General features: G+C 41.7%; 12 protein-coding genes and 1 pseudogene. 5 read left to right on the top strand and 8 right to left on the bottom strand.

Annotation, left to right across the window (positions count from 1 at the left end; translation table 11 throughout):
- Nucleotides 1-607: 607 nt before the first annotated feature.
- From AB6D93_RS15990 to AB6D93_RS15980, 3 genes are all read right to left on the bottom strand, one after another.
- Entirely contained in the window at nucleotides 608-913 is a 306-nt protein-coding gene (locus AB6D93_RS15990; protein WP_017067214.1) for a hypothetical protein, read from the bottom strand.
- A 165-nt stretch (nucleotides 914-1,078) separates the two neighbouring features.
- Nucleotides 1,079-1,681 (bottom strand): DUF922 domain-containing protein, encoded by a 603-nt coding sequence (locus tag AB6D93_RS15985; protein WP_065583845.1) that lies wholly within the window; start codon nucleotides 1,679-1,681, stop codon nucleotides 1,079-1,081.
- A 139-nt stretch (nucleotides 1,682-1,820) separates the two neighbouring features.
- Nucleotides 1,821-2,357, bottom strand: a complete 537-nt coding sequence (locus AB6D93_RS15980) for a hypothetical protein (RefSeq protein ID WP_102333875.1) — start codon at nucleotides 2,355-2,357, stop codon at nucleotides 1,821-1,823.
- Nucleotides 2,358-3,123: 766 nt separating this feature from the next.
- Between AB6D93_RS15980 and AB6D93_RS15975 the strand changes: the two genes are divergently transcribed.
- Nucleotides 3,124-3,582 (top strand): hypothetical protein, encoded by a 459-nt coding sequence (locus AB6D93_RS15975; protein WP_170967457.1) that lies wholly within the window; start codon nucleotides 3,124-3,126, stop codon nucleotides 3,580-3,582.
- 110 nt (nucleotides 3,583-3,692) lie between these two features.
- Here AB6D93_RS15975 and AB6D93_RS15970 read toward each other — a convergent pair whose 3' ends face one another.
- The 5 genes from AB6D93_RS15970 to AB6D93_RS15950 form a co-directional block, all read right to left on the bottom strand.
- Complete coding sequence (locus tag AB6D93_RS15970; protein WP_102333872.1) at nucleotides 3,693-3,986, bottom strand: hypothetical protein; 294 nt, start codon at nucleotides 3,984-3,986, stop codon at nucleotides 3,693-3,695.
- A 145-nt stretch (nucleotides 3,987-4,131) separates the two neighbouring features.
- The gene (locus AB6D93_RS15965) at nucleotides 4,132-4,581 is read right to left on the bottom strand and encodes an N-acetyltransferase (protein ID WP_017033399.1); all 450 of its coding nucleotides are present in this window, start codon (nucleotides 4,579-4,581) and stop codon (nucleotides 4,132-4,134) included.
- Nucleotides 4,582-4,730: 149 nt separating this feature from the next.
- Nucleotides 4,731-5,711 carry a protein NO VEIN domain-containing protein gene (locus tag AB6D93_RS15960; RefSeq protein WP_102333828.1) on the bottom strand — a complete coding sequence of 327 codons (981 nt, stop codon included), beginning with the start codon at nucleotides 5,709-5,711 and terminating at the stop codon, nucleotides 4,731-4,733.
- A gap of 86 nt (nucleotides 5,712-5,797) precedes the next feature.
- A complete protein-coding gene (locus AB6D93_RS15955; protein ID WP_102333827.1) occupies nucleotides 5,798-6,325 on the bottom strand; it encodes a hypothetical protein in 528 nt (175 codons plus the stop codon).
- Nucleotides 6,326-6,472: 147 nt separating this feature from the next.
- Complete coding sequence (locus tag AB6D93_RS15950; protein WP_017033399.1) at nucleotides 6,473-6,922, bottom strand: N-acetyltransferase; 450 nt, start codon at nucleotides 6,920-6,922, stop codon at nucleotides 6,473-6,475.
- Between the two features lie 350 nt (nucleotides 6,923-7,272).
- Here AB6D93_RS15950 and AB6D93_RS15945 point away from each other — a divergent pair, with 350 nt between their 5' ends.
- From AB6D93_RS15945 to AB6D93_RS15930, 4 genes and pseudogenes are all read left to right on the top strand, one after another.
- On the top strand, nucleotides 7,273-8,229 hold the full coding sequence (locus AB6D93_RS15945) for an integron integrase (RefSeq protein ID WP_017067063.1): 957 nt from the start codon (nucleotides 7,273-7,275) through the stop codon (nucleotides 8,227-8,229).
- 108 nt (nucleotides 8,230-8,337) lie between these two features.
- Nucleotides 8,338-9,237 (top strand): homocysteine S-methyltransferase family protein, encoded by a 900-nt coding sequence (locus AB6D93_RS15940; protein ID WP_102333532.1) that lies wholly within the window; start codon nucleotides 8,338-8,340, stop codon nucleotides 9,235-9,237.
- Between the two features lie 113 nt (nucleotides 9,238-9,350).
- Entirely contained in the window at nucleotides 9,351-10,361 is a 1,011-nt protein-coding gene (locus AB6D93_RS15935) for a Gfo/Idh/MocA family protein (RefSeq protein ID WP_102333533.1), read from the top strand.
- A gap of 10 nt (nucleotides 10,362-10,371) precedes the next feature.
- Nucleotides 10,372-11,755: pseudogene (locus AB6D93_RS15930) on the top strand (ABC transporter substrate-binding protein).
- Nucleotides 11,756-11,764 lie beyond the last annotated feature (9 nt).

Raw genomic sequence — 11,764 nt, 5'->3', positions numbered from 1 at the left:
AAGTCATCAGGGCCACGACGTATGCGAATCGTCGATAAGTAGGCCGAATGTAGAGCGGCAGTCCAAAACCCATCAACATAAGTTTAGCGGATGTTTGACAACCGGGGGAATCCATGTAGCCTCATTAAGCGGACAAAAATGGTTGGCTAAAATCGCGAAGCGACGGCCAACTGTTTTTGTTCCGTTTAAATGACTTGTTATAAGGCACTTTCGTCAATGATTCTGAACTGCTTCGGTACTAAAAATGCCAGTATGACTGCCAAAATTAACATCATTATCACTCGTATACTCACTGAGGGAATCAACGATTCAAGTAATGTAAAACTCAGCGCTGATGAACCGCCAACAAACATGCCTAAATAGGAGCGTCTTGGTGTCCATTCGATCAAAGCTGAACATTGGGTACAGCGATACTTTGTCCTATTTCCACTAAATAAAAACCAACTAAGTGAAATCTTCTGTTGACAATTAGGGCACTCTCTATTCTTCATACTAAATCAAACTCCATGTGACTTATAACGCCTGCTTAAGCGGACTAAAATAGTGGGTTAAAATGTGTAGCGAAGCGAAACCTAACCCACTGTTTTAGTTCCGTTTAAAGCTCTTGTTAGCCGATCAACTTATAAGAGAAAACAAACTCTTTATCTGGCTTACTGCTTAGCATATTAAACAATATGTCAAAGTCGGTTGCATCTTCCTGATGAGCACGCCAAATTGCTGAAGTATCACCTAAAGTGAGAGCTAATTGGTCTGCCATTGTTAATTGAACTTTACGAGATTTATTTATAGTATCAACAATATGAAATAGGTCGCCAGATATAACTTTAAGCGCCATCTGCTCTTGATTCTTACTAGTAGAAGAACGAATATGCTCTAATGCTTTCGAACTCACTTTGACTGATATAAGACTCATAAATACCCCTTAGAAACAATATTACATATCGGATTAATAGATTCGGCTAACGCCAAATTAAGGTGTGAACAACGCCAACAACCCTACCTAAAGCATTGCGCCATAAACACTAAACTTGCTTGAAGTGAAAGCGCCGAGCGTTGTGAATCACTCTTAAATTTATTGTTATATGCGTGGTGACATTGGCGCGAAAGGTATTTCGCATATTTTCAAGTAAGGCCCCTCACCAAAAGGAGACTCTGCTAATTCAATTTCTCCATGCGACGTATAAACGTCAAACAGAGCATTACTTTCCACCAAATCACCTTCAAGCTCAATGACTCTATCATTTGCGCTACTACACCCTCCACGCTGCCCTCGTTTGAAGGCTAAATACATTTCGTGCATCGACTTAACTGCAAGCGCACAATGAATCTGTTCATGACGATAGAGCTTCTCAAGATATGGACGAAACTCCTCAGCTGACTCATCTGAAGTCTTAGGCATTTCGAACTTCGGAAGTGTATAGGTAACTTCAAGCTCAAATTCATGAATTTCGCAAGAATCATCATCCGTATGGAAGTCGTATTTCCACGCGGTGTAACCGTCAAAGCCTTCATTTACGAGAAACTCAGGTCTAGCGTTAAATGAACGCTCAATTTCTTCAACACTATTCCCGCTAATCTCATACACTTCAAACTTTTTCTTGAAGGGAAAGTCTAGCTTGACGTCAGCATTAGCCTGACTAAACGCCATTAAGCAATATATTGAAAGTACTACTTTTTTCATCATCATCCTTGAAGCATATAACGCTCCGCTTAAGCTGCAACCAACGCTATCCAGTGCTAAAACGAAGTACCGTAATCACTAAATTTGTTAGAAACCAAAATACCACGCGTTGGTTGTCCGCTTGAAGCGTTTGTTAGCTTTACTTTTCTATGCAGTCTAAAAACGCTTGATCTGAAAAGGCTTGTTCAATATTTAGTTTCATTATCTCATTTAAAGTACCGAAAGCATTCGCAAATTTTGCGGTATTCTTTTCAATTCTGTAGGTCTTTTCATAACAAGCACTACTCCCTTTTGAATTGACTCGATAATTGACGTCGAGCGTCCAATCTATGCTGTAACCAAGGTCATCTATTAAAAACTCTTGGATTTCACCGGAGAGCTCGTTGTCTGACTTACCAACACTAATCCCTACAAACCTTGATTCAGTAAAAACCGCTTTCTCAAAATATTCATCGACACTCTTCTCAAAAACTATGTCCCCAATCGCTGTATTTCTGATTTGGTTAGGTTTAACTTCTGGATTAATTTCGCCTGGTAAATATTTAAAATCTCCGACATTTAAACTCCCTTCAACAGACATGGTACTGCTGGGTGCGTAATTGAGAGTTATTGGCGCTGAAGAACATCCAGAAAGTACGACTGTAGCAACAATTGCTCCAATTTTTTTATACAACATTTTTCATCCTTGTAATTACCTCGTAGTGAGGAGTTTGAAATAAAGCTAACGCCCAATTAAGTGGACAAAAATGGTTGGCTAAAATTTGTGAGGAACGAACAATAGCCAACTGTTTTTGTTCCACTTGAATTGCTTGTTAGGAATGCGACCACAACAGCGGGCGTAAACCTTGTTATTTTGTTAATTCTAGTAACCCGCTGACTGATGATTGAAATTAAAAACTGATTCAAAAATCAGAAACAAGTTGTTCAATAAAGGCTTAATTTTAAAGCAAAAACTGAAACAGAAAAACAGTTTAAACATAACTTGTGAGGCAAAACCAAAACTGGCTGAAAACTATGCTGGCTTATTTGCACATTCAAAGCTAAACCACTTAGCAGTTACACTTTCACTTCGGAGTTAAAAACAAAACCACATTTTTATATTTCAGATTTGACTTGCAAACCTAACGCCCAATTAACGTGTGAACAACGCTGACACCGAGCTAAAATATTGTGCCTTAAACACTAAACTTAACCCGAAGTAAAAACACCAAGCGTTGTGAATCACTGTTGAATTGCTTGTTAGGTAGATTGTCCATTTTTTGTGTGATTTCTACCGCACTACTATCCAGTTCTTGAGAGTTTTAGATATTCTCACGACAGACATCACGATTATTTATTAGCAATATATCAACAACTTACGCATCATAAAGCAAGTGCTCATTGTATCATTCTGCTATGTAGTTATAAGGATATAGAGGGATGTGATTAATTTAGGTAAATATATGACTGAATCAACCCGAAATAAAACTAAACGCAAGCTCATTAATCACATCAAAAGTATACAACCAAAATATCAGGTGGCAATATTTTTTAATGACTTTGATGAGGGTTTACATTTCAATGATATCATGCAGAAAATTAAGAAACCTGTCTCAGCTGCATTTAACCACACCACAATGATTTGGGTATTGAGGTTAAAGTACCAACCTAATTATGGTGCAGTCGGTTATATTCAAATTCTCACCACCTCAAAACTCGACTTAGATAAGCTTGATAATATTCTCAATAAATATACTTACGAGAACCAAGTTAATACCAAGCAACGTCCATTTAGCTACGAAGAATATACAGACACGGTAGCTAAACAGAAGCTTGCCAATTTAACCGCCTATTTAGGCTCTGAGACAAGCCCAAGACGATATGCCATAACCAACAAGCCAAAACCTATTAAAGACGCTTAAAATCAACCTCAGACGCCCTGTAACTAATTCTCATTCGCAATATGTTTGTATACTACAGTTTGTACGCTGTATACGAGAATGGTTCTCAACTAAGCAACCATAAATATTGATTATAGAACCATTATTACATTGTCTTCGATATGACCTTGGAGCGTTGTAAAACCAAACTTTTCAGCACGCTGCCTAGGCTCGCTAGAAGCCCCATTAACCGCGGGTGATGCTAAGGGATCTATAGCTGGCTTCAAAACCGCCATAACATCTACTAAAAGCTCTTCGTCAAGGCTATTGGAGATTCGTTCCGCCCCGTGAGCAACGAGAACCGCCTCTTTCGAGTCAAACCCCGTCAATTTAGTAAGCTCAAGTTCGCCCTTTGTACCATCAAGTACGTATTTCACTTTTATCATTAGATTTCTCCTTTTTCCGAAGCAACCTAACGCCGCGTTAAGTAGTGAGCAACGCCACCACAAAACCTATCCATACCACCGTAATCACACAACCCAACCTTGAACTGAGAACGCCAAGCGTTGGGAATCTACCTTAAACGCCTTGTTATGCCTGTAGTTGCAAGAAGTAATGATACGTCCCTGATTCCCTTTCATAACCTAAAGACTCATACAGCTTCTGGGCATTCACATTACTCTCAGCGGTCTCTAGAGCCAAACCTTTAACATTGTCCTTTTGACCCATATCTTTCGCTGCATCCATTAGCTTCTTCGCCACCCCTTGCCTTCTTGCTGTGTCTAGAACGAATAAGTCGTTTAGAACCCAAGTTCTAGCAGCCGAAACAGAAGAGAAGCTTGGGTACAATTGAGTAAAACCTAGACCATTACCTTTATCATCAAGTGCTAAATATATAACAGATTCATTGTTATTTAAGCGCGATTCAATAAACTCGCGAGCAACAGTGAGGTCGCTTTCTTGACCATAAAACACTCTATATGCATCAAAAAGAGGAGAAATCAGGTCTAATTGTTCAATTGTTGCTTTTACTATTTCCATGTACAAAATCCATTTTATTGTAGAAAGGCATAACGCCCAATTAAGGGGTGAGCAACGCTACCACCTAACCTAAAGCATTGTGCCGTAACCACTAAATTTGAAGTAGAAGCAAAAATGCCAAGCGTTGGGAATCCCTCTTAAATTGTTTGTTAAGAGTTTGCAGGCACAGCTCTAGCAGCAACACTTTCCCTTAAAAAAACGGTTTCGTTCGAAGACTCTGACTTTAAGCAAAAAGCCTCGTCAGTTTTATATGGTGTAAAGACAACTAAGTCAGGCTCTAATAAAGCATTCCTTACAACAGCAACACGATAGAAGCTTAAATGCAGTTTAAGATTCTGGTATTCATTCGGTGTTAAACCAAAATGAATAGCATTACCACGGTGTCCCTTGACCTCTATCAAAAGCTTATGCTGATCATTTGAAGCTTCTAAATCCCAGCCAACATTATCCGCTTCAACAGATTTGATTTCATACCCTTTACCTTCATAGTATCGAATCGTTTTATCAACGGCAGCCTTCTCTATCAGCGTGATGATATCCTTTGGTAAAGGCTTTGGGGAAGGTCCTCTTTTACCGCTGTTAGAGTCGTAGCGTTTAATATATGTCCTTAAATCATCAACTAAATTTTTGGATTCGACAGAATCTGCGTACCAAACATTTGATTGCCCAGGAAAGCCTTTTCCTTTAGGTATAATAAAATTACGCTCGCTTTTCTTAAGTAAGGTTGCATTCTTTTCACTGCACTCACTCACATAATCAATATACTCCCAATCATCGACTGATTTACCACCACGTCTCTGACGATATTGTTTATGGAAAATCGTAGCGCTTTTAAACCAGCCAACCACTACCTGACCACCACTTGGGTTCTTTGAGATAAAAACTATATCAACATTATCTATCTCATCATCTTTCTGGTATTTACTCTCGTTCGAACCAATTCGGTCTAAGTTTAAACCAGAAAAATTTCTTGTCATTACATACCCAAAACAGCGACCACCTTCAGGACGAAAATTCCACATTTCACCGCCGACACCGTGAGTTTCTACATGTGAACCACCGCCTTCAATAGTGTCTACACCATCATATTTGTCCATCCATCCAATACGGAATAAAATCATCTTCTTCATCGCGAGTATGTTTCCTTAAAACTCTTAACGCCCGCGTAATAGGCGCGAGCTTGCGAGCGTCCTAATTGACGCGTTTGTTAGCCAAATTACACCTCAATAATCTTAGTGATATTCTGTATGCTCGAGTGAACTGAAGTTATTTCAAGAACGAACACCTTTTCCAATACTTTCCTTGGCGATGACAGTGCTCTATCAACGAAGTCTTTAGAAAACTCTCCACTTTCTACATGCTGATTGAGAGCATCAAGATATAGGTCTCTCAATCTGGGGTTGTGCTCAACAGCGGCGTTTAATTTGTCTCTTATTTGGGGAGCCTCCAACGTCAGAGATGAAGAACTATGCGCAAATATGTTTCGAATTTCTCTAAACGTATTGAACATTAGCATTTGCTGTTTAGATATAAGACCAATTCTGTAGCTGAGTTGAATTTTTGAGGAAAATGTTCCCAAGGGTCCATTGTGTTCAAAAATGACATCTTTACGATTAGGCGAATCCACCAACCTAGCTTTCAATAGCTCTTCTAGAGCAAGTTCAAGCGTTGACGCCGCAATCAAAACAGCACCTCGATCACTTTCTCCTTGCAGTATATTTATCATTTCTTCAAAAGATACCATCTACTAACTCCTAGTTAAAATAAGTTGGCTAACGCCGCGTTAAGTAGTGAGCAACGCCACCACAAAACCTATCCATACCACCGTAATCACACAACCCAACCTTGAACTGAGAACGCCAAGCGTTGGGAATCTACCTTAAACGCCTTGTTATGCCTGTAGTTGCAAGAAGTAATGATACGTCCCTGATTCCCTTTCATAACCTAAAGACTCATACAGCTTCTGGGCATTCACATTACTCTCAGCGGTCTCTAGAGCCAAACCTTTAACATTGTCCTTTTGACCCATATCTTTCGCTGCATCCATTAGCTTCTTCGCCACCCCTTGCCTTCTTGCTGTGTCTAGAACGAATAAGTCGTTTAGAACCCAAGTTCTAGCAGCCGAAACAGAAGAGAAGCTTGGGTACAATTGAGTAAAACCTAGACCATTACCTTTATCATCAAGTGCTAAATATATAACAGATTCATTGTTATTTAAGCGCGATTCAATAAACTCGCGAGCAACAGTGAGGTCGCTTTCTTGACCATAAAACACTCTATATGCATCAAAAAGAGGAGAAATCAGGTCTAATTGTTCAATTGTTGCTTTTACTATTTCCATGTACAAAATCCATTTTATTGTAGAAAGGCATAACATTTTAATATTGTGCAAGCACGAATCCATCCGCTTAACATATCAAAAAGGTCACTCATAACCAACTGAATGCTATGCATTTAATATAAAAGTGGGTCTAAACAATAAGTGTGAAAACGTGCAAGCACATATTGCCGACTATGTAACGCTCGGCCTCATTCTTAACCACCCATAAATTTGCAGTATAATCAATAATTTAAAATAAGCCTCTCGTTAAATTCGTGCTCAATCAGAGTTAAAAACCACTCTTTTTTAAGTCATTAATTATTCAACAAGCAATAAACTGTCTGTATGTACAGATTTTGTGAGGGGAATATATGGCGAGTCAATTCATGCAGGCAATTTGCGAACATATGACGATGCGAGGCTATAGTCGCAAGACAATCAAAGCCTACTGTTACTGGATAAAATACTTCATTCATTTTCATAAGCTTAAACACCCTGAACAGATGCATGCCGCTGAAGTTGTCTCCTTTCTTTCTCATTTAGCTAATCAACAAAAAGTAGCCATCAATACTCAAAAGGTAGCTCTCAATGCTCTAGCCTATTTATACAATCAATTTATTAAGCAACCTCTAGGAGACTTAGGGTTTAGCTATGCGACTCGGTCTCGAAAAATTCCTAGCGTACTCAATCATGCGGAAGCTATCTCGGTGATCAATGAAATAGATCCTAAATATCAACTGTTTTTTCGCTTGTTGTATGGTTCAGGTTTGAGAGTATCGGAATGCCTGAGGCTTCGAGTACAAGATATAGATCTAAAACAAGGGTCTCTCACTGTTCACAATGGGAAAGGAAATAAAGACCGAGTGACAATTTTAAGTTTTTCACTCACTGAAGCTATACAAGACAAAATTTCACAAGTTGCAGTTCTGCTCGCTAAAGATAACTTGAATGGGTTTGGGCCATCTTTGCCTCACCGATTAGGTAAAAAATACCCTAGTGCCTATCGACAACTTGCTTGGATGTACCTATTCCCATCAAAATCCGTCACTCAACACTCTGAGTCGGGGATCGTATGCCGACACCACCTACATGATTCGGTACTCCGAAAAACGCTGAAGAAGGCGACTAACTCTAATAAATTGCGCCACAAGCGAATTAGTTGTCATACTTTCAGGCACAGTTTTGCTACGCAACTTCTAAAGTCAGGCTCCGATATCAGAACGGTTCAAGAGCTACTGGGGCACAGTGATGTTAAGACAACTCAGATTTACACTCACGTTATTGGGCAACACTTTAGTGGCACGACTAGCCCGCTAGACGGCTTATAACGAAACTCCCTCATCGATAGTTGAACCTTGGCTTGATGGCTTCTGTCTGACAAGGTTGTCTGCTATGGTGGCGGCAGAACTTCAGCAATTGTTTAGATAGTATTGAATATGAAAACACTAACCATACTTGATGGCGGCATGGGCCGAGAACTCAAAGAAATTGGCGCGCCATTTTCTCAACCACTTTGGAGTGCTCAAGCGCTGATTGAAGCACCCGAATTTGTTAGCCAAGCGCATCAAAACTTTGTCGATGCAGGTGCTGAAATCCTGATCACCAATAGCTACGCCTGTGTGCCTTTTCATTTGGGTGAAGAACTCTTTGAACAACAAGGTTTTGAACTAGCCGCGCTGTCTGGCGAGCTGGCTAAAGCAGTTGCTGATAATACTTCTCACACAGTGAAAGTAGCAGGCGCGATTCCACCGCCATTTGGCAGCTACCGACCAGACTTGTTTAAGGTAGAAGAAGCAACGCCGATCATTCAAACGCTTTACGATGCCCAAGACCCAAACATCGATCTTTGGATAGCAGAAACCATCTGTAGCCTGCAAGAGTTCGAATCCATTCATGCGGTTCTCAAGCAATCAAGCAAACCGTGTTATTACGCCTTTAGCTTGGAAGACACCAAGGGCGATTCTGCCAATATTCGTTCTGGCGAGAGCGTAACAGACGCGATCAAACTTGCCTGCCAATCAAACGCAACAGGCATTATGTTTAACTGCTCAGTGCCTGAAGTGATGGATCAAGCCATTATCGATGCTAAGAAAGTGATCGATGAGCTAGGCCGTGATTTAGAAATTGGTGTCTACGCCAACAATTTTGCGCCTATCAGCAGCGAACATGAAGCGAATGACATGTTTCAAGAAATGCGCGAGCTGGATGGCCAAGGTTACTTAGCTTACGCTAAACGCTGGCACGCATTGGGTGCGAATATCGTCGGTGGCTGTTGTGGCATCGGACCAAAACACATTCAAGCCCTAGCTGATTGGAAGCGCTCCCTACAGAGCTAATCCTGAGCTTCAACTAGAATAAAATAAATAGAGAACAGGTTGAGAAATCTGTTCTCTATTTGTATGTGGCGCCTCTGAGTACACTTATACAAAACAACGATTTGGAGCAACTGATGAGCGACACGCAACGCAAAATTAAATGGGGCATCGCAGGGCTAGGCAATATCGCCAATCGATTCGCGACTGCAGTAACAGAGCACTGTCTGCATGGTGAACTGTATGCCGTTGCCGCAAGAGATCACTCCCGCGCAGCCTCATTCGCCAACAAGTTTGGTTGCGACAAGGCTTATGGTTCTTACGAAGAGATGGCGAATGACCCAAGTGTCGAAGCGGTTTACATCGCTACGGTTCACCCATACCACCAGCCACTCGCCGAACTGTTTCTAAATAGTAATAAGCATGTATTGGTTGAGAAGCCGGCTTTTACCAACCTTGCTGACTGGCTTGAGATGAAAGCTCTCGCGAAGCAAAATGGCGTGATGCTGTTAGAAGCAATGAAAACCGTGGTGTTTCCCGCATATCGTGAGCTCCAATCATTCTTGGTCGATAACAACATTCAGATAGATTCAATCGAAGCCAGCTTTGGTAACCATCATGACTATGAGCCCGATTTGTTTATCTTCAATCCGGATTTGTCAGGCGGAGCAACACTCGATGTTGGGGTCTATGGGCTTTGGTTCTTTTACGATCTGTGCCGAACGCTGGGTGTAAACCCTTCAAAACCTCAGGTAGAGATGTCGTGTCTTTATGAGGGAGCGAATGTTGATACCAATGCATGCTTTACATTCTCTGGTGATATAAGCGGTAAGATATCGGCATCAACAGTGCAAAACCTTCCCCGAACAGCACACTTGAGTGGACCTGAAACCAAAATCACCATTCACGAAAAATGGTGGAATCCGGCCTTTATTGAGATTGAACATCAAGGCAAAAAGTCGACCATTAACTACCGAGTGATAGGGAATGGATTCGAGTTTGAAATCGACCATTTTTCAGATTTGGTGCTTCAAGGCAAAACTGAATCGAATATCCTGAGCTCAGAGATAACCTCTCGAGTTCTCGATACGATGGAAAACGCACTGATTGATTCTGGCTATTCACATTTAACTCAACCTCGTCGTTAGGAAAAGCAAATTGGGCAACCTTAAGCGTAAGCTTGAACTGTATGAAAAGATATTTCAGGCTTTTGGGCCTGGAGTATCACATTGTCAGGTCAACCAACTGGCCACACTGCTGCACGTGAGTGAACGTCACGTTCAGACCTTACTCAAAGCGATGACAGCACAAGGTTGGATTGAGTGGCCGCAATGCTGGCACTGAGTTGCAAGCCTTTCTAAGCAGCACCAATCCGTCGGCGCAGAATATCGCGTACATCCCGTTTCACCGAGAACTCGAAGCGCTTCACCCTCAACGAGTACTTAGACGCACCGAACGCTTCTTAGTGATGCAAGTTTGCCAACGCCTAACCTCCGTTAAGCACAGCAAACTCAGCGGCGATCTGGCTTATCATTGGCAGCCTAATCAAGATGCGACACAGTGGCACTTTCAGATTCGCAATGGTGTTCACTTTCATAACGGAAGAACACTCGAACCTCAAGACATAGCACGCAACCTTAACTCTCTCTGCCAAAGCAAAATATGGCATCGCTGTTATCAGCATATTGATGAGGTCTCTGTCTCGGCAGGCAATGTGGTTGTCGTAAAGTTGAATCAACCTGATTGGCATTTACCGCGCCTACTTGCTAGGGCTGAAGCCTCCGTATTCGATCCCTCATCACCGACTGATAGGCTGATTGGATCTGGCGCGTTCTCATTAGACATCTTCTCAAGCAAGATGTTGAGATTGAGCCGCAATAGCGCCTATTCACACAGCACGCCGATTCTGAATCGAGTCGAGTTGTGGGTCTATCCTGAATGGGCACAGAGCAAAGCCTGCGCTCAAAATCAGGTGTGCGTGAAACTGCCCGAGAAAACGACCAGCGTGCGTGGCGATGACCATTCTTCCCAACCGGATTTCGGCTCAACCTTCTTTAAGATTCAAAGCCCGATGTTGTCTTCAACCGTTCGTGAGTTCACCGTTGAAGACACCTCTGAATGCCAAGCCCTTTTCGATCAGTTGTCAGTGTCTGGCGACCACAAAACCAGCGTGGAATATGGGCACTACCTAACTCACTACCTAACTACCAAAGACGTCGCGCTGTGCAGTATTATTGATGAGAACAACACCTTCACTTCGTGGTTAAGCTTTTTCACTCACTTCCCGTTTGAGGACTTAACTTTACCTGCTGAGATACTAGAGACAATCGAACAAGGCTTAGCTTCAATAACAAACCAACCAGACTTTGAGTTAGCGATGAATGCACTGTTGTCGCTCCGGCATTGGTTGCATGAATCTGGGGTTGTGACTGAGCTCAAGCAAGAGGCGTTCAACTTAGAGGTTTCTGAAAAGATACACGGCGCACAAGTAAATGGTTTCGGTTGGTGCGAACTCGACAAGCTGTGGATTAGCCATTTGTAAGCGTATTTC

Origin of the sequence: Vibrio sp. 10N.247.310.23, from assembly GCF_041467155.1 — a bacterium.
GTDB classification, from domain to species: domain Bacteria; phylum Pseudomonadota; class Gammaproteobacteria; order Enterobacterales; family Vibrionaceae; genus Vibrio; species Vibrio crassostreae_C.
The sequence above is the reverse complement of the archived record's forward strand: the minus strand, read 5'-3'. Positions and strand labels throughout refer to the sequence as shown.

Coding starts and splice junctions, on each gene's coding strand:
- AB6D93_RS15950 (WP_017033399.1), bottom strand. CDS start 6,922: ATGGAAATAGTAAAAGCAACAATTGAACAATTAGACCTGATTTCTCCT.
- AB6D93_RS15940 (WP_102333532.1), top strand. CDS start 8,338: ATGAAAACACTAACCATACTTGATGGCGGCATGGGCCGAGAACTCAAA.
- AB6D93_RS15945 (WP_017067063.1), top strand. CDS start 7,273: ATGGCGAGTCAATTCATGCAGGCAATTTGCGAACATATGACGATGCGA.
- AB6D93_RS15990 (WP_017067214.1), bottom strand. CDS start 913: ATGAGTCTTATATCAGTCAAAGTGAGTTCGAAAGCATTAGAGCATATT.
- AB6D93_RS15980 (WP_102333875.1), bottom strand. CDS start 2,357: ATGTTGTATAAAAAAATTGGAGCAATTGTTGCTACAGTCGTACTTTCT.
- AB6D93_RS15935 (WP_102333533.1), top strand. CDS start 9,351: ATGAGCGACACGCAACGCAAAATTAAATGGGGCATCGCAGGGCTAGGC.
- AB6D93_RS15970 (WP_102333872.1), bottom strand. CDS start 3,986: ATGATAAAAGTGAAATACGTACTTGATGGTACAAAGGGCGAACTTGAG.
- AB6D93_RS15965 (WP_017033399.1), bottom strand. CDS start 4,581: ATGGAAATAGTAAAAGCAACAATTGAACAATTAGACCTGATTTCTCCT.
- AB6D93_RS15975 (WP_170967457.1), top strand. CDS start 3,124: ATGACTGAATCAACCCGAAATAAAACTAAACGCAAGCTCATTAATCAC.
- AB6D93_RS15985 (WP_065583845.1), bottom strand. CDS start 1,681: ATGAAAAAAGTAGTACTTTCAATATATTGCTTAATGGCGTTTAGTCAG.
- AB6D93_RS15960 (WP_102333828.1), bottom strand. CDS start 5,711: ATGAAGAAGATGATTTTATTCCGTATTGGATGGATGGACAAATATGAT.
- AB6D93_RS15955 (WP_102333827.1), bottom strand. CDS start 6,325: ATGGTATCTTTTGAAGAAATGATAAATATACTGCAAGGAGAAAGTGAT.